General features: G+C 67.8%; 19 protein-coding genes. 9 read left to right on the top strand and 10 right to left on the bottom strand.

Going from position 1 to position 16,561, the window contains the following annotated elements; all coding sequences use genetic code 11:
* The first annotated feature begins 54 nt into the window (after window positions 1-54).
* On the top strand, window positions 55-1,191 hold the full coding sequence (locus QHF89_RS34230; protein ID WP_136971813.1) for a hypothetical protein: 1,137 nt from the start codon (window positions 55-57) through the stop codon (window positions 1,189-1,191).
* Here the strand turns inward: QHF89_RS34230 and QHF89_RS34225 are convergent.
* Both QHF89_RS34225 and QHF89_RS34220 read right to left on the bottom strand, forming a co-directional pair.
* The gene (locus tag QHF89_RS34225; protein ID WP_284721274.1) at window positions 1,183-2,676 is read right to left on the bottom strand and encodes a hypothetical protein; all 1,494 of its coding nucleotides are present in this window, start codon (window positions 2,674-2,676) and stop codon (window positions 1,183-1,185) included. The two genes, QHF89_RS34230 and QHF89_RS34225, sit on opposite strands and share 9 nt — an antisense overlap.
* A 95-nt stretch (window positions 2,677-2,771) precedes the next feature.
* Window positions 2,772-3,440 (bottom strand): hypothetical protein, encoded by a 669-nt coding sequence (locus tag QHF89_RS34220; RefSeq protein ID WP_136971814.1) that lies wholly within the window; start codon window positions 3,438-3,440, stop codon window positions 2,772-2,774.
* Window positions 3,441-3,611: 171 nt separating this feature from the next.
* Here QHF89_RS34220 and QHF89_RS34215 point away from each other — a divergent pair, with 171 nt between their 5' ends.
* Window positions 3,612-5,357: a WD40 repeat domain-containing protein gene (locus QHF89_RS34215; RefSeq protein WP_136971815.1), complete on the top strand. Its 1,746-nt coding sequence runs from the start codon at window positions 3,612-3,614 to the stop codon at window positions 5,355-5,357.
* A gap of 45 nt (window positions 5,358-5,402) precedes the next feature.
* Here QHF89_RS34215 and QHF89_RS34210 read toward each other — a convergent pair whose 3' ends face one another.
* Window positions 5,403-6,482, bottom strand: coding sequence for an aldo/keto reductase (locus QHF89_RS34210; RefSeq protein ID WP_136971816.1), 1,080 nt, complete (start codon window positions 6,480-6,482; stop codon window positions 5,403-5,405).
* 111 nt (window positions 6,483-6,593) lie between these two features.
* On the opposite strand from QHF89_RS34210, the gene QHF89_RS34205 reads away from it, so the two are divergent.
* The 5 genes from QHF89_RS34205 to QHF89_RS34185 all read left to right on the top strand — a co-directional run bounded on the left by QHF89_RS34205 (window position 6,594) and on the right by QHF89_RS34185 (window position 10,021).
* Entirely contained in the window at window positions 6,594-7,022 is a 429-nt protein-coding gene (locus QHF89_RS34205) for a MarR family winged helix-turn-helix transcriptional regulator (RefSeq protein ID WP_136971817.1), read from the top strand.
* A gap of 106 nt (window positions 7,023-7,128) precedes the next feature.
* Entirely contained in the window at window positions 7,129-8,226 is a 1,098-nt protein-coding gene (locus QHF89_RS34200) for a sensor histidine kinase (protein WP_136971818.1), read from the top strand.
* A complete protein-coding gene (locus QHF89_RS34195) occupies window positions 8,223-8,981 on the top strand; it encodes a LytR/AlgR family response regulator transcription factor (RefSeq protein WP_136971819.1) in 759 nt (252 codons plus the stop codon). The genes QHF89_RS34200 and QHF89_RS34195 overlap by 4 nt, the downstream gene beginning before the upstream one ends.
* A 96-nt stretch (window positions 8,982-9,077) precedes the next feature.
* Window positions 9,078-9,446: a hypothetical protein gene (locus QHF89_RS34190; protein ID WP_136971820.1), complete on the top strand. Its 369-nt coding sequence runs from the start codon at window positions 9,078-9,080 to the stop codon at window positions 9,444-9,446.
* Between the two features lie 38 nt (window positions 9,447-9,484).
* The gene (locus tag QHF89_RS34185; protein WP_136933955.1) at window positions 9,485-10,021 is read left to right on the top strand and encodes an antibiotic biosynthesis monooxygenase family protein; all 537 of its coding nucleotides are present in this window, start codon (window positions 9,485-9,487) and stop codon (window positions 10,019-10,021) included.
* Between the two features lie 66 nt (window positions 10,022-10,087).
* Here the strand turns inward: QHF89_RS34185 and QHF89_RS34180 are convergent, their stop codons facing one another.
* Together QHF89_RS34180 and QHF89_RS34175 are read right to left on the bottom strand one after the other, a co-directional pair.
* Complete coding sequence (locus QHF89_RS34180) at window positions 10,088-11,119, bottom strand: aldo/keto reductase (protein WP_136971821.1); 1,032 nt, start codon at window positions 11,117-11,119, stop codon at window positions 10,088-10,090.
* Complete coding sequence (locus tag QHF89_RS34175; RefSeq protein ID WP_136971822.1) at window positions 11,119-12,084, bottom strand: LysR substrate-binding domain-containing protein; 966 nt, start codon at window positions 12,082-12,084, stop codon at window positions 11,119-11,121. Before QHF89_RS34175 ends, QHF89_RS34180 begins: the two co-directional genes overlap by 1 nt.
* Before the next feature lie 156 nt (window positions 12,085-12,240).
* On the opposite strand from QHF89_RS34175, the gene QHF89_RS34170 reads away from it, so the two are divergent.
* On the top strand, window positions 12,241-13,131 hold the full coding sequence (locus QHF89_RS34170; protein WP_136971823.1) for an NAD-dependent epimerase/dehydratase family protein: 891 nt from the start codon (window positions 12,241-12,243) through the stop codon (window positions 13,129-13,131).
* Window positions 13,132-13,168: 37 nt separating this feature from the next.
* On the opposite strand, the gene QHF89_RS34165 is transcribed toward QHF89_RS34170, so the two are convergent.
* Complete coding sequence (locus QHF89_RS34165) at window positions 13,169-13,825, bottom strand: DUF1826 domain-containing protein (protein ID WP_136971824.1); 657 nt, start codon at window positions 13,823-13,825, stop codon at window positions 13,169-13,171.
* 61 nt (window positions 13,826-13,886) lie between these two features.
* Here QHF89_RS34165 and QHF89_RS34160 point away from each other — a divergent pair, with 61 nt between their 5' ends.
* Window positions 13,887-14,324 (top strand): hypothetical protein, encoded by a 438-nt coding sequence (locus QHF89_RS34160; protein ID WP_136971825.1) that lies wholly within the window; start codon window positions 13,887-13,889, stop codon window positions 14,322-14,324.
* 15 nt (window positions 14,325-14,339) lie between these two features.
* Here QHF89_RS34160 and QHF89_RS34155 read toward each other — a convergent pair whose 3' ends face one another.
* The 4 genes from QHF89_RS34155 to QHF89_RS34140 all read right to left on the bottom strand — a co-directional run bounded on the left by QHF89_RS34155 (window position 14,340) and on the right by QHF89_RS34140 (window position 16,553).
* Window positions 14,340-15,161: a class I SAM-dependent methyltransferase gene (locus QHF89_RS34155; protein WP_136971826.1), complete on the bottom strand. Its 822-nt coding sequence runs from the start codon at window positions 15,159-15,161 to the stop codon at window positions 14,340-14,342.
* A 73-nt stretch (window positions 15,162-15,234) separates the two neighbouring features.
* Window positions 15,235-15,378, bottom strand: a complete 144-nt coding sequence (locus QHF89_RS34150) for a hypothetical protein (protein WP_284721273.1) — start codon at window positions 15,376-15,378, stop codon at window positions 15,235-15,237.
* An 11-nt stretch (window positions 15,379-15,389) separates the two neighbouring features.
* Window positions 15,390-15,986 (bottom strand): glycine-rich domain-containing protein, encoded by a 597-nt coding sequence (locus QHF89_RS34145; RefSeq protein ID WP_136971827.1) that lies wholly within the window; start codon window positions 15,984-15,986, stop codon window positions 15,390-15,392.
* Window positions 15,987-16,115: 129 nt separating this feature from the next.
* Complete coding sequence (locus tag QHF89_RS34140) at window positions 16,116-16,553, bottom strand: helix-turn-helix domain-containing protein (RefSeq protein WP_136971828.1); 438 nt, start codon at window positions 16,551-16,553, stop codon at window positions 16,116-16,118.
* Window positions 16,554-16,561 lie beyond the last annotated feature (8 nt).

The raw sequence follows: 16,561 nt of genomic DNA, 5'->3' as shown, positions 1-16,561 counted from the left end.
AGCCCCCGGGACCGCACGGTGGACGTGGTTCGCTTTCTCCGACCCAGGAGCCCCATGAAACCACGCGCGGGCCTCGTCGCCCTCCTCGTGCTGGCGTCCGTCGCCGGCTGTGTGAACAACACCCCTCCTACCTTGCGCGGCGGCGCGTTCGCCGCCTTCCGCGCGCGCGCTCCCCTCGCGGGTGACGAACACCTCGTTTTCGCCCCCTCCGAAGATGCGTCCTTCCTCGGCCGTGTCCTCCTCGCGCCCTACGTCACGACGCGGCCGCTCGCCGACCAGCTCGCGCCGAACCCGTGCGCGGACGCGCTCGTCGACGTCGAACCGCGGCCGGTCCCCGGTGACGTCATCGAAGACGCGGAGGTGCTCTCCCCGGACGCCGCGCGCGCGGCCGGCGCGCCGGGCGCGTCGCACGTCTATTACCGCTTCGACGTGCGCACACGTGTCGAGAAGGCCGCGACGAAGGCCTATGCAGCGTGCTGCCAGAGCGCCTCGTGCGGCGTCGGTTACGTCCGGTCGGCGACGCTCGGCGAAGGGGAGATCACGCTGGCGCGGGAGACGGCGCCCGGCGACCCTGCGGACGTCGCGTTCGACGAGGGCCCCCGTCCGCTCGAACTCACGCGCGTCGAGCGGCGCCACGTGCGCGGCTATGTCGCCTTCGCGCTCGGCGGCCAGGGCGCTCTGCCCCCCTCCGCAGACGCGGCGGAACCCGAGCGCGCGGGAGGGGCGACGTACGATGCGGAGAGCATCGAGGTCCGTGAGTCGACGCGGAATCGAGACCATTTCGAGCTGTGCACGAAGAAGCGCTGCATCACGGAGAACGAATTCATACGCCGGTACGCGAACCGGACCGGCTCCCACGAGCTCGACGATTTCTTACGCGATCGCAGCCCGCAGATGCGCGCGACCGGCGTGGTCCTCGGGAGCCTCGGCCTCTTGGCGGCGGCGGTGGGCGTGGTGATTCTCGCGACGGACAATCCCGCGGGGCCCGACCGGCGCGTGCCCGCGGTCGGAGGGATCATGCTGGGCATTGCAGTCCCGACGCTGGCGCCGGGGCTCGCGCTCCTCGGCGCGCCCTACGACGGATGGACGGACGAGCACCTCTTCACGAAGAGTGAGGCCCGGCGCTTCGTGGAGCGGTACAACCGCGCGCTGCGAAGCGAGGGTGCAGCGCGCGGCGTCTCCTCAAGGTGAGACGAACGTGAGCGAGTAGGCGTAATCGGTGCACTCGTTCACGCCGGGCTGATCGACGTACACCAGGTAGTTCGTCAGGGTGCTCCCGCCGACGGTGCATTCGAGGTGCATCAGCACGTCGGCGCCCTGGTTGCAGCAGGCTTCCATGCCGTCAATCGTGTAGTATTGCCCGTCCTGGCATTCGAGGATGTCCGGGATTTCCTTGGTGGCGCAATGCGGGATGAGGCAGAACCACGTCGAGGGTTTGGTCGCATAGGCCTTGAGCCACGGCTTGGCCGGGCCGGCGCAGGTGTCGATCCCGTTCGGGTACGAATACATGTCGATGTCGCTCTCGCCGCTGAGCACGCCGACCCGTGTGTCCTCCGTCAGCGGGCTGCAACTGATGTTGGTCGTGATCTTGGTCGCCGTGTCCTTGGTATTGTTCGGCTCGGGGTTCAGGTCCTCGTTGCAGGCGGGCCCCCCGCCCGAACCCCCCGAGCCTCCCGCGCCCGAACCGCCCGTGCCCGAGCCTCCCGCGCCTGAACCGCCCGTGCCCGAGCCGCCCGTGCCACCGGTGCCGGAGGAGGACGACGACGACGAAGACGAAGACGCTCCGCCTCCGCTGCCGCCGGCCCCATCCCCTTCGCACGTCCCCACCTTGGCCTCGTCTCCGCTCGCGGGCAGGCCGAACTGCGACACCTCGGCGTTCATGGCGAGGTTCGTGGTGCCGAGGGCGAGGTCCACCGTGAACTTGGGGATCTCGAACGTCTTCGTGCCGACGAGGGGCACCTTGATCTCGATGCTCGGCTGAATGAGGAGCGACCCGCCACGCACGATGTCGCCTTCGTAGGCCACGTCGGTCCCGTCGATCGCGGCGCAGGTGCCGGTGAATCCGATTTCGACGAAGCTCCCGTCCTCGATCTCCAGGACGAGCGAGCCCGGGATGTTTCCGGGCAGCGGGATGTCGGGCAGCCGCACGGGCGGGATCAGGGCCTTCGTCGTGACGCCCGTCCCGATCGAGAAGGGGTCGAACGCCGTGCTCCCCTCGAAAGCAATCTCGATGTTTTCGAGTCCGGGGATCGGGCCGTCGTAGGGAGGCAACATGTTGATGTCGACCTTGAGGTTGCCCACCATCGAAAAGCCACCCGACAACGCGACCTTGCCGCTGCCCGCCATGCCGTTGAGCTTGGGCGCGCTCTTCGATCCGCTCGGCGCTGCCTTGGCGTCCACCGTCGCCACGCCCTTCGCCGTGAGGTCGAACGACGCCTGCACCGGCGAGCCGCTCGGCTGGAGCCCCGTGGAATAGGCGAATCCGGGGAAGAGGTTGTCTTCTCCGTGCAGGGGCAATTCGACGACCTCCGACGCTGCCGACGCACTCGACGCGGCGCCATCGTCGCTGCTACAGGCGCCGATCAAAGCGAGGAAACCTCCGGCGACGAGGAGGAAGCTCTTGCGGACCATCATGTCTGTCTCCGTGGGGTGGAAGGGCCCGGCGCGCGGCGTCATCGTTTGCGCTCCGGTCGGCACAGACCTGGCCCGAAGATGGCTGACGAGGCACTTACATGCGGCTTACATCGCCGTGACCCCCTCGTCCCGGGCCCTCAAAAGCGCCTGCGGAGGCCCACCTCGAAGGGGACGTAGGCGCGGGGGAAAAAGGCGTCCTGAGGATACGGCACCCCGTTCTCGGACATGTTGCCTTTGTAAACGGCTACCCTCAGGCCGCTGCGCAGGAGGAAATCGGTAGACTTGGTGACCGGAATGGCGACCGAGACGAGCAGCTCGCCGGTCACGCCCCAGCTCGGGGGATACAAATCGAAGGTCGGTATCCAGGAGTGGCCGATCCCGAGGCCGAGCGTCGCGGCGAAGTCCACGCCGCCCTTGGTCGTGCCGCCGAGCCCGAGGAGCGCGGTGGCCCCGAGCTCGTGGACGTAGAAGTTGCTATAACCGGGGCTCGTGTCCCAGGTGTGCGAGTACCGCAATCCGCAGCCCAGGCGAACGAGGTCGTACTTGTACATGTAATCGCCCGAGAACCCGACGAGCAGCGGTTCTTCGACGGAGGCGTCGTAGTCGCCCCCCGAGCTCGTATAAGCCATGGCCCTGCCGAAAGAAAAGGGCGTCACGTTCAAGCTCGCCGACAAGGAGCGCTTGCGCGCCTCGGCGCCGCGGGCGGGCTCGGGCTCGGTCGGCTCCTCGGCGGACACAGGGAGGGCCGTCGAAAGCACGAGGAGCGCGGAGGCGAGGGAGGTCGATAAGCGAAGCGCGGTCGTCATGCGAACGGGAAGAGCAACGTCGATGCCACGAGGTTTTCCCGCGGCGTTCGCGAGGGAGGCGCGGGCCTTCGGCGTGGGCACGTCCCGGCGGCGCAGGACACGTCGATCAGGGATGTTGCTCCCCGCCACATGTTGCCTGCCGCCACCTGCGTGGCTTATCGTCCGTCGCGCATGAACCACGCCGCCCGCCTGCTTTGCGCCCTCGCCGGTCTCGCGCTCCTCGCCGGGCCCTCGGCCTGCGGCCGCAAGGAGCGCCCGTGGACCGAGCGCCCCCTCAAGCAGCGCCCCGTCCCCCTCGGCCCTACGCTTCGGCTGCCCATCCCCGAAACGCTCCCCGAGGGCGCCCCCGCGCCCCTCCTCCTCCCCGAGCGCCGCGTCGGCGCGCGCGGCGACACGTCGACGCTCCCCGTCGACGGCGACTTCGAGCGCCCCCTGCGCGGCGCGATCCTCCCCGGCGAGGACGGCGCCCTCCGCTTCGTCCCGCACGCCGCGCGGAGCGTCGCGCCGGTGGGCGACGGGACGTGGTTCGTCGTGGCGAGCCCCACCGGCCTCTGGCTCCACGAGACGCGCACCCTCGCCATGCGCGCCCGTCTCGCGCCGCCGCCCGTACTCAACGTCGCCGCCTCACCCGACGGCACGAGGATCGCCTACGCCATCGGCAAACCCGACGACAGAAAGGCTCGCGTCGAGGTCGTCTCGTTCCCGTCGCTCGCCCCGCTCGCTTCGTTCCCCGAGGTCGCTCCCCCCTCCCGCATGCGTTTCTCGGCCGACGGCGCCCGCGTTCTGATGGCCGGGGCGTACGTGAACCTTCTCGACATCACCTCCCGAGAGAGCCGCGTGGTAGGCAGCGACTCCAACGACGTGTTCCCCATGCCCGGGCGCCCCGACCAGGTCGCCGTCGCGAGCAACCGAGACACGATCGACATCTACGGCTACGGCGTCTCCAAGCCGTCGTCGTACGAGTCCGTCTTTGATTCGACCTCCGCGATGAACGTGTATCGAGCGACCCATGGCGGGATGGCCCGCGATCAGCGCACGGTCACCTTCGATCCGGTCACCGGCATCCTCGCCGGCGGCGGCGACGACAACCGGGTCTGGCGCTTCGAGGGCGAGCGCCTGCTCGATGTCTTCGAGCTCGACGGCAACGTGGTCGACGTGGCTTGCTGCACGGGCAAGGCGCCGAGCGAGCGCACAGCCTATTTTGCGGTCGACAACTTCTCGGTCGCCGCGGTCCGCCTCCAGGATGGAAAGGTCGGGCCCTGGCTCTCGGGCATCAACACCCACGGCACCGACTGGATCTCCGTCCGCCTGGCGCTCCTGCCGGACGAGGAGCTGCTCGTCGCCGGCGCCGGGCGCCTCGCCCGCTGGGAGCCCGCGCATCGCGCGCTCGTGGTCTCGCACGATTACATGGCCATGCATTTCCAGGTGTCGGCCTCGAACCGGCACGACTCCCTGTTCGTCGGCTGCGACGGGCCCACGAGGGAGCGCTGCGCCGTCGAGCACATCGCGCACGGCGCGCCCGCGGCGGACGTGGCCACGGCGCGCGTGGGGGAGGTCGCGCTCGAGAAGATCGAACAGGTGATCGCGCTCGAAGGCGGCTTCTTCGCGCTGATCGGCGTGAAAAACAACCACCTGGCGGTGGTCTTCGTGAAGCCCGGGACGCGGCCCGATCCGCCCATCGAGGTGCCGGGGAGCGCGCCTACGCTCAAAAAGGAACTCTATGCCGTGCGCGCCCGCGATGGGGCCGTCGCCTTTTACGACATCGACGTTCAGATCTTCGAGGTCACCCGAAACCCGCAAGACGCGCGCTTGCTGGGCCAAGCGCCGAGGGACAACCCTGGGCGGGTCGTGTGGGACGAAGAGGCGGGGTGCTGGGTGCGTACGGATGATACGGGCAGGAGGGTCGAGCTTCGGTAGGGGGCGCCGGCCCGCGGGACCACGCGCCCCCTCCGTCGGCCTTCGTCAGTAGTGATCGCCCTTCTTCGTGACGCCGAAGGGGATGAGCTGCGAGGGTTGCCCGTTGATCGTCGTCCCTCCGGCCTGGATCCCTCGCGCCAGTTCGAGGAAATCGGCGGGGAAGTTGAGCTTCGGCTTGGTGAGCGCGTCGAGCGAGGCCGTCTGCGCCGGCGTGAGCTTGAGATCGAGCGCCTTGAGGTTGTCGTCGAGCTGCGCGAGCGTGCGCGCCCCGATGATCGTGGACGTCACCGTCGGGCGGGCCTGCACCCAGGCGAGGGCGACGCGCGCGACGGTGGTGTCGAGCTCCTTGGCGATCCGCTGGAGCTCGTCGATCACCACGTAGCTCTGCTCGTCGAGGTAATTCGCGGCCCAGGGGCGCACCTCCGGCTTCAGGCCGTTTTGCCGCGTGTACTTGCCGCTCAGGACGCCGCTCCGCAGGGGCGACCACGGCGTCACGCCGAGCCCGAGCTCCTCGGCCATGGGGAGCAGCTCCCCTTCGATCGTCCGCTCCAGGAGCGAATACTCGATTTGCAGCCCGATGAAGGGCGCCCACCCGCGGAACTGCGCGATGAGCTGCGCTTGCGCCACCTTCCACGCGGGCGTGTCGGATACGCCGATGTAGCGGACCTTCCCCGACCGGACGAGATCGTGGAGCGCCGCCATGGTCTCCTCGATCGGCGTGAACTTGTCCCAGTTGTGCAGCCAATAAAGATCGATGTAGTCGGTGCGCAGCCGGCGGAGCGATTGCTCGCAGGCGGCCACGATCGACTTCCGGCTCGAGCCGCCGCCGTTGGGGTCGCCGACGTACAGATTCCCGCTGAACTTCGTGGCGATCACCAGCCGGTCCCGCTTCTCGCGGTCGTGGCCGAGGTGGTCACCGATGATCTTCTCCGAATGCCCCTTCGTGTAAAGGTTTGCCGTGTCGATGAAGTTGCCCCCGAGCTCGATGTAGCGATCGAGGATGGCTTCGGAGTCCTTGACACTGCTCCCCCAGCCGAGGTCTTCTCCGAACGTCATGGCGCCGAGGCAAAAGGGGCTCACCCGCAGACCTGAGCGACCGAGCGTGACGTAATGATCGAGCGACATCGCGTCTCCTCCCAAAATAGTTCTACATCCGAACGGTTCCACTTCCGAACAGTTCAAGATTGAACTAGTAGTAACGCCGCCGGTTCCGTTGTCAAGCGCAAGTAGGAGAACATGGGAAAGCCTTCGCCCTGGGAGCTCTGGACGCTCCACTTCGAGATGACCATGGGGGTCATGGCCGAGGTGGAGCCCGAGGTGCGCGCGCAGGGGATCGAGATGAAGGAGTTTTTCCTCCTCGGGAAGCTCGACGATCACCCGTACCCGGCGGACCTCGCGCGCGCGCTGCTCATGCCCAAGCCGACGATCACCTTCATGGTGAAGCGGCTGGAGGCGGCCGGCTTCGTCAAGCGCCAGACAGAGGCGGACGACCTGCGGCGTTTTCGCCTGACGCTCACCCCCTCGGGGCGCAAAGCGATGGAGGCGGCCCGCAAGATCCTCGACGAGGCCTTCGGGCGAAGGCTCGCGCGGCTCTCGACGGGGGAGCGCGCCGAGCTCACGCGGATCCTCGTGCTGCTGGCGGAGCAGCACGCCGGTCCACGCTGACGGCGCGGGCCCGCAACCCTTCCGCCGGCCGTTCATCGGCCCGGAGGGACCATCCATCCGGGGCGGGTTGAACCCTGCGAGCGAGGCCCGCTACGCTCCGCCTCGTATGAGGAGGCCTTCCGAAAGCCGCCCGAAGAGCCGTGTCGAGATCCTCCTGCCGGGGGGCGGAGATCTCCTCCCCCGCGAGATGCTCTGGCTCTACCCGATCGTGCCGCTCGCGGCCGCGCCGCTGCTCCTCAAAAACCTGCCCTCGCTCCCGCTCGACACGACGCTCGTGCGGCTCGCGGGGATCTATGTGGTTTTTCTCGCGCACTCGTTCGTCTTCCACGCGCTCTACGCAGGGGTCCTGCCCAAGGTGGTGCCGCGCCTCCGCACGCCGCTCGCGCGAGGCGCGCTCCACGTCGCGGTCACGACCCTGGTCCCGGTCCTCCTCGGCCCGCTCGTCCTCGACTTCAAGAGGAGGCTCGTCCCGGGACACTACGATCTGCCCAAGTTCGTCCTCCAGTGCATCATCATCTCCTGGGTCTACCTGTTTCCAGCGCTCATCGTGCAGCGCCTGCGGAACAAGGCCCAGAGCATCGAGCGCATGGCCCAGCTCGAACGGCAAGCCGCGCTCGAAGCCCAGCTCAAGGCGCTCCAGGGCCGCACGAATCCGCACTTCTTCTTCAACAGCATCAACACGGTGGCGAGCCTCATCCACGACGACCCCGCGCTCGCGGAGCGCACCCTCGAGCGCATGGCCGATCTCTTTCGTTATGCGCTCGACAGCTCGAAGACGCGGTTCGTCACGCTCCGGCGCGAGGTGGAGATGGTGCGCGACTACCTGGCCATCCAGTCGGCGCGGTATGGCGCGCGCCTCCGCACGCAGGTCGAGCTCGACGAGCGGGCCGCCGAAATCCTCGTCCCGCCGCTCATCCTGCAGCCGCTCGTGGAGAACGCGATTTTGCATGGAATGGCCCACCGACGCAGCGGCAGCGTGTTCGTTTGCATCCGGCACGAGGGGCATCGTGTCTCCCTGGAGGTGCTCGACGATGGGCCCGGGCCCTTCGCCTCGGCGCACCGCGGGAGCCAGACGAGCGTGGAGGACATCTGCAAACGCCTGCACCTGCTTTATGGGGAGCAGGGAGGGATCGCCCTCTCGGCGGCGCCCGGCGGAGGTTGCCTCGCGCGGGTGGCCATTCCCGTGAAGGACGTGGTGGCATGAAGATCCTGGTCGTCGACGATGAAGAGCCCGCGCGTCGGCGCTTGATTCGATTGTTAAAAGACATCCCGGACACCGAGGTCGTGGGAGAGGCCGGGGACGGGGAAGAAGCGCTCCGGCAGATCGAGTTGCGGGGCCCCGAGCTCATGCTGCTCGACATCCGAATGCCCGGCCTGGATGGGCTTTCGCTCGCGCAACGGTACACGGACCTGCCGCCGCTCATTTTCATCACCGCGTACGATGAATACGCCGTGCAGGCCTTCGAGGTGAGCGCGGTCGATTACCTGCTCAAGCCGGTGCGCCCCGAGCGACTCCTTTCCGCCATCGAACGCGCTCGCCGGCGGCTCCTCGCGACCCAGGAGGCAGCGGCCCGCGCCCTTTCCATGGTGACGAACCGCGGGGGATCGTCGACGCGTATCGTCACCCTCACGCGTGGGGTCCTTCGTTTCTTCGACGCCCGCGACGTCACGCGTTTCTGGAGCAGCGACAAATACACGCTCTTCCGCGCGGACCAGGACGAACATTGCACCGAGGAGCCGCTGTCCACGCTCGAAGAGCGTCTGCGCGCCCATGGCTTTTTGCGTGTGCACCGGGGCGAGCTCATCCACATCGACAGCGTGAAGGCCCTGCGCAGCGAAGAGGGGATCTACGAGGTCGAGCTCGACGATGGCCAGATCGCGCGCGTGAGCCGGCGCTCCCTGCCCGCGGTGAAGGCGGCGCTGGGCCTCAACGAGGAGCCCGGTCTCCGCAAGGCGTAGGACCGTTCATCGGCCGGGGCGCGCCGCTCATCCGCTCGCGCGCGCCGTCCATCGGCTCGGACCGGAGACGAGCGGCGTGGCTTGTAGCTTCCACGCATGCGACGAACGATCCTTGCCGCCCTGATGATGCTGGCCGCGGGGCTTTCGGCGGCCCACACGATCTCTTCGGAGCGGCGTGTCGAAAACCCCCTGGTGCACTACACGCTCGGACCCTCGGCGAGGTTCGGCTTCACGGGCCACGTCGAGGAGCGCCTTTCCGCCGGTTCCTACCTCTATCTCCGCGTGCGGGATTCGGCGGGTGCGCGCCATTGGATCGCCACGCTGACGTCCACCGCCTCCGCGGCGGAGGACGTCGAGGTGCGGATCTTCGCGCGTGCCGAGGACTTCCATTCGAAGCGCCTGGGCCGCGAGTTTTCGCCGCTGCTCTTCGGCACCGTCCGGTCCGGAGCGCCCGACACGCGCTGAATTCCCTGCGATTGCTTTCCCTTCGAAGGAGCCACCCCATGAAACGAAACCTCGTAGCAAAAGCTCTCCTCTCCCTTTCCCTCCTTGCGTGCAGCGGCCCTTCGGCCGAGCCCCCCGATACGAAGGACGACGGTTGTTCGCGGGACAAACTGGAGCAAGACTTCGCGTCCTCTCCCCTGATGGGCGCCGGGGTCGACGCCGAGGGAAACCTTGCGCCGGGGAGCTACATCGTGAGCAGCACTTGGATCCACCGGAAGGGCACGTCGGCGTCCGAAGCGAAGTTCGAGGAGCTCGTGGGCCCCATTGGCGAGGCGCTCCAGACCCAGCCGGGGCTCGTGGCGTTCCAGCTCGGCAGCTCCGCGAGCTGCCACGCGGGGCGTACGCTCACCGTCTGGAAGGACGAGGAGGCGATGTTCCAGTTCGTCGGCAGCCCCGCGCACGTCGAAGCGATGGCGCATATCGGAGAGGTGAGCCGCGGCGATAGCGTGGCCACGAACTGGCAGGATGATGAGCGCGGCGCCACCTGGGAGAAAGCGCTCACGCAGCTCGCGGCGGAGACGGGTCCTACCTATTAGCAGGTCCGTTCTGCTCGGAGAGAAGGTCCTCGACGGTGGAGTCCCAGCCGTCGAGGACGCGCCTCCTCACACCGGCGGCGGATTCCGTTCCTCGAACCCGCGCTGGTGCCAGTACGGATAGGGCGGCGTTACCACGCTTGCCGCATCGAGCGCGGCGACGTGCTCCGGTGCCAGCGTCCACCCCACGGCGTCGAGGTTCTGCCGCAGTTGTTCCTCGGTGCGCGCGCCGATGATGAGGGACGAGACCGTCGGCCGCTGCAGGAGCCAGTTCAGCGCGACCTGCGGCACCGTTTTGCCCGTCTCGGCGGCGACCTTGTCGAGCGCGTCGACAACGCGATAGAGATATTCGTCCTCCACCGGCGGCCCGCGATCGACGACGACCTTGCTTTGCAGCCGGCTCGCCGGCGGTAGCGGCTGACCGCGCCGGATCTTCCCGGTGAGTCGGCCCCATCCGAGCGGGCTCCACACCACGGCGCCGACACGCTGATCGATCCCGAGTGGCATCAGCTCCCATTCGTAGTCGCGCCCGATCAGCGAATAATACGTCTGGTGCGCCACGTACCGCGTCCATCCGTGGCGATCGGAGACGGCCAGCGATTTCATGAGGTGCCAGCCGGAGAAATTCGAGCAGCCGACATAGCGGATCTTCCCCGCCTTCACGAGCGTGTCGAGCGTGCTCAGCACCTCCTCGATCGGCGTCACCGCGTCGAAGCCGTGCAGTTGATACAGGTCGATGTAGTCCGTGCGAAGCCGCGTGAGGCTCGTGTCCACCGCGCGCAGCAGGTGGCTTCGCGACGACCCGACGTCGTTCGGGCCAGGGCCTGCGCGGAACGTGCCCTTCGTCGAGATGAGCACGCGGTCACGCCGCCCCTGGAGGGCGCGCCCGAGGATCTCCTCCGCCGCGCCACCCGAATAGATGTCGGCCGTATCGAACATCGTCAATCCAGCGTCGAGGCAGATGTCGACGAGGCGCGTCGCCTCGGCCACGTCGCTCGAACCCCACGCCTTGAAGAACTCGCCCGACCCCCCGAAGGTGCCGGTGCCGAAGCTCAACACCGGGACCTTCAGCCCCGATCCGCCCAATTGTCTGTACTCCATCAGACCAGCCTGTGCTCCTTCCCTGCGCCGGTGTCAATGGCCACGGACACGTCCTGTTGCCCTTGGCCCGCCATGAACGCTTGCAGCCGCGGAACGGTGTCGTCGAGAAAGGCGCGCACCCGCGGGGGCACGCGCTGGCCCCCGAGATGAAGCGCGTGCACGTCCTCCGCGTCGCTGTGCTCCTCGGACGTCAGCACTTCGACGAGGCGACCGGCGGCGATGTCGGGATCGATATGGAAATCGGCCAACCGCCCGAGCCCCACGCCCGCGATCGCCATTGTGCGAACCGTCTCGCCATTGTTCGCGAGCAGGCTCCCCTGCACCATCCGATCGACGAGGCGACCTGCCTGCCGATGCGGCCACACCGGCGCCGCCCGCCGGAAGTTGAAGCCGAGGCAGTTGTGGTGGTCGAGATCCTCGACGGTCCGCGGCGTCCCGTGCCGCTTCAGGTAGCCCGGAGATCCCACGATCCGGCGCCGCGCCGTGCCGATCTTGCGCGCGACCAGGTTCGAATCGGTGAGCGCCCCGATGCGAAACGCGACGTCGGTGCGATCGAGGTAAAGATCGACGATTTCATCCGAAAGCGACAGGTCGACGACGATGTCGGGGTACCGCTCCCAGAAGGCCGGCAGCAGCGGCACGAGCCCGCGCGCGCCGAAGGCCACCGAGGCGCTGACGCGCACCGTCCCGCTCGCGTGCGCGCCTCCTCGCGCGAGCTCGCGTTCGAGATCTTCGAGCTCCGCGAGCAGCGCGCGGCTCCGCTCGAAGTAGAGCTGTCCTTCGTCGGTCAGCGATAGACGTCGCGTCGAACGCTCGACGAGACGCACGCCCATCCGCGCTTCGATCCGGCCGATCAGCTTGCTCACCGTCGACGGCGTCATCCGGAGCTGGCGAGCGGCCTCCGAGAAGCTCCGGGCTTCCACCACCCGCACGAAGACCTGCATCTCGCCTGCGCGATTGTCCATCTTGCTCCTGTCCTGGGTGGGTCTACGCGACGCCACGTCGCGCGTCGAGCCTGTCCTCGTCCGTTTGGTGAACCGACTTCACAGATCTCGTGCACGCGGCGCGGATTCCCGAAGGGCCGCGGAGCTTCCATCCTTCTGCGTGGAAAGGAACGTCGCATGAAGATCTTCGTGACTGGCGCGAGTGGTTACATCGGTGGCTCCATCGCCGCGCAGCTCGCCTCCCAAGGCCATACCGTGCGTGGCCTCGTTCGCTCGACGGCCAAGGGCGACGGCGTCCGCGCGAAGGGCATCACGCCCGTATTTGGCACGCTCGACGATGCCGCCTTGCTGAGCACCGAGGCGAAGGCCGCCGACGCCGTCATCAACGCCGCCGACAGTGATCACGCAGGCGCCGTCGAGGCCTTGCTCGCCGGGCTCGCGGGGTCGGGCAAACCCTTTCTCCACACGAGCGGCAGCAGCATCGTCGGGGACGAGGCGATGGGCGCGCCCTCCGACGCGATTTACACGGAGGACACCCCGGTCAAACCCGAGCCCGACAAGGTCCACCGCGTCGCGTTGAACCAGCGCATCGTCGACGCGGCGCCTGCCGTGCGGACCATCGTGCTCTGCAACACCCTGATCTATGGCGACACGCTGGGCCCCCCCGCGCAGAGCGTGCAGATTCCGCCGCTCGTCGCGCAGGCGAAGGAGAGCGGAATTCCTCGTTATATCGGGCGCGGCCTCAACATCTGGTCCAACGTCCACATCGCCGACGTGGTCGACCTTTATCTGCTCGCGCTGGAGAAGGCGCCCGCGGGCAGCTTTTACTACGTCGAGAACGGCGAGGCCTCGTTTGGGGATCTCGTCCGCGCGATCGGCAAGGCGCTCGGGCTGGGCGAGGCGCAGTCCTGGCCGGCCGAGGCAGCGGTCGCGAAATGGGGCCGCGAGCTCGCCGTCTTCGCGCTCGGCTCCAACAGCCGCGTCCGCGCCGACAAGGCCCGCGCCGAGCTCGGTTGGAGCCCCCGACATCGCTCGGTCGTCGACTGGGTCACGCAGCACGTCCGATGAAATCGACCATGGCTCCTCGCGTTCGTCGCGCCCTCCCTCATCTCTTGTCGTAGGTCGTCGCGACGAGCACGACGCGCGTGACGCCGAGCTCCTGAATGGGCGGTGATCGATGCACCGCCGCCCGCTCCGCGCCCGGATATCGCTCCCCTTTGAGCAGCACGACGTCTCCGGCGTTTGCCCGGCGCACCTTATCGGGGTCCCGCACGATCCGGCGATTGGCCTCCGCGGGCGCGAGCGGGGCCGGCGCGAGCTCCTCCCGACGAACCCCGTCGTCCGGCAACCACTCCGTCCCAGGCCCGAGGTACGTGGTCACCATGCGGAGGCGCACGTAGTCCACGTGGAACTTGCGGCATTGATCGTGCCGTATCGCTCCGAAAGACACCTGGATGCGCCGGGCGCCGGTGAGCTCCGCGAAGCGCCGGAGCAGACGCCCGAGATCCGAGCGCAGCGGGCTCGTGTCGTCGTCGGGGTCGAAGGGCCGGCCCGCCTTGATCTCCGCCGCGTCGAAGACCCCCTCGAAAGCGTCCTTCTTGCTGGCCCACGCCGCCATCTCGGGCCCGAGGCCCGGCGGGACCGGACGCGCCCAGATCGCGACGTTCACGGAAGGTTCGTGGATCGACGCGAGGACGTCGGGAGCGCCGCCGAGGCGAAACGAGCTGTCCTGGCGTGAAGATGTGACGGCATGAAGGATCACGAGGGCCTTCTATATTGCAAACGTATCTTAGTTGCAAATATAGTTCGACATGGACTGCAACATGGACCGAGAGCATGACGACCTCTGCCGGCGCGCGGCGCACCACCTCCACGAGGCAGGTTTTTCGCCGATCGGCGGGGCACCCTCGGGTGGGCTCGCCGTGCGGCGCGTCGCCGTCGACTCGACGCTCTCCCTTGGGTACGACCCGGCCGCAGGCCTCGTGCGCCTCTCGGTCTCGTTCACCCGCGGCGCCGCGACGTGCGGGATCTTCCAGGGCGGGCGAGGCGAGCTGCGGATCTTCGCGGGGCCGTCGTCGCTGCTCGGGCTGCTCTGCTGGATCACGTCGTCGCACGACGAGCTGACCGCGTTCGAGGCCGACGCGTGGCTCGAGCAGATCCTGTCGCTCTGCCCCGCGACGTACGCCGTGCTCTCCTCCCGGAGCGGCGAGGAGATCCTCGCCCTCGTGATGCCGCAGGAGGCCAGCGCGATGTTGCAGTAGCAGGGACTGGCGTGTTCAGCGGCGGCGCGCCATGACCTGGAGGTGGCCACCCGCGGTCGTATACCCCTCGTGCGCAATCCGCTCTTGCAATGCGAGGAACTCCTGCCGAGCCTCCCATGGATCGAAGCCGGATCCCCGCGCCGCCCCGAGCGCCTCCAGCATCTCGCGAAAGAGGATCGGCTTGCCGAAGATCTCGACCACCTCCGCGCCGGCCGCATCCACCGCGTCCTCGAGCTCGCGAAGGGTGAAGGCGTGGACGGGCAGCCCGTACGGACAGGTCGCCCGCCCGGTGAGCAGAATGTCCATGGCCTCCGCCTTCTTTCCGGACTCCAGGGCGCCTAGAAAATAAGACTGTCGATTGTCGACCCCGAGGACCACGTAAGCCCCTGGAGCCGCGACCCGGCACAGCTCCGCGATGGCCTCTCGGTATTGGGAGGTGCAATACGAGACCGGATCGCCTTCGCAGAACACCAGATCAAATGCGCCGTCGGCGAAGGGCAAGGAGACGATGGTTCCCACCTCGAAGGCGGCACGTGGGAGCAGCCCTCGCTGCGCGAAGCGGGCCTTGGCCTGTTCGAGCATTCCCGGCGAGAGATCGAGCACCGTGACGTGATGACCCCGCTCGGCAAAGAGCGCGCCGTACTTGCCGCTCCCGCCTCCGGCGTCGAGAATGCGTAGGCTCCGGCCCTCGGGGAGCACGGCAGCCACCGCGTTCCACGTGAGGCTCTCGTAGACGAACCAGTAGAGCCGACGGCGGAGGACCTGATCGGCCTCGTCTTGATCGTAGCTCGGCGCCACTTGGTCGTACGTCTCGCGAATCAGCTCGTTCGAATCCATGGTGCGGCCTATCGGGAGCGGAGCCCCCGGATGACCCGGGGGCCGCTCGATTCCGTGCCTTCGTTCCGTTCGATCACATGGTGCCGCCACACGTCAGGACGGCGCCGCCGGACGTGAGGTTCTCGATGTCCTTCTTCACGAGCGACTGGATGAGCGCCTTTTTCCCCGGCGCCTTCTTCCCCGCCTTCTTCGTGCTCACCTTGTTCTGCTTCTTCATGCTCGTCTCCTTCAACGATGCCGACCCGCCACAGCCGACTGCGCATTCAGCCGCTGCAACATTTCCATGGGATATTTCAACGGAAGCTCGACATACCACCTGCGGAGCGTCTCCTCCCCGAGGTGCTCCGCGACGAACTCGTATTGCCACTCCATCTGCCGAGCGAAGGCGCGGGCGAATCCCTCCGGATCCTTCTGCATGCGCCTCCGCGCTCGTGCCTTCTCGGCCAGGGTCACGGGCTCGTGGTGAATGAACTGCCCAAAGAAGCGAGCGCAGAACGCCCCGTAGTTCTGCGTGAACAGGAGAAAGCAATGCCACATCTCGTCGAGCGCGGCCATCGGCTGCGTCACGAGGAGCCGCCTGCGGCTACGGAGCTTGCTCTTCTGTCCGATCAGCCAGAGCCATCGCTTCGTTTCGGTGAAGATCTCCTCTGCGTCCGCCGGATCCATGGGATACGATACGAGGAAGCGCTGGACGACGTCGCGGTTCCTGTAGGCGAGGACCTCGTCGAGCGACGAGAGCTTCTGCTTGCGCGCGGGGACTCCCCAGGAGCCGCAGGACGCAAGCGTCACCTCGTGCGCGAAATGCTCGCCATTTGCGTGTGCCATTCCGATCCTGCCAACGATAAGAATGCTTCAGCGTAGCCCGCGCCGCTCGGAGCGGCCAATCCGCAGCACGCTTACGTCGCGCCGTGCGCCCTATGGCGCACCGCATTCCGCGTCATGGGCAGAATCGAGCTAGCCCCGCGGCGGCAGCGGAGCCCTCTTCTTTCGTGCTCCCCTCGCGCCCGATGCGGCGGCCCGCAAAATGCGGCGGAAGGTCGGGCATTCCATGTGGCTCGGCGCGCGGCAGGCCGCGGCGTGCCGGAGGCCGTCGCGTATCGCGCAGAGGTCGCGGATCGTCGCGTCGAGCTCCTCCGCCTTGGCCATGAGCCTTTGCCGATCGATACGCGGCCGCCCGTCCGGCGCGATCATCAGAGCGATCTCGTCGAGCGAAAAACCGGCGGTGCGCCCCAGCGCGATCAGCGCAAGCCGCTCCAGCACGCCGGGATCGAACAGACGGCGCAAGCCTCGCCTGCCGATGGATGTGATCAGCCCCTTTTCCTCATAGAACCGCAGCGTCGAGGCAGGAACGCCAGACCGACGCGCAACTTCCGCGATGTCCAGGTCTCTCACCCTCTTGA

It is taken from the genome of Polyangium sorediatum, from assembly GCF_029946465.1.
Taxonomy (GTDB): Bacteria; Myxococcota_A; Polyangia; order Polyangiales; family Polyangiaceae; genus Polyangium; species Polyangium fumosum.
Note: the sequence above shows the minus strand (reverse complement) of the source record. Positions and strands in the feature narration are given on the sequence as shown.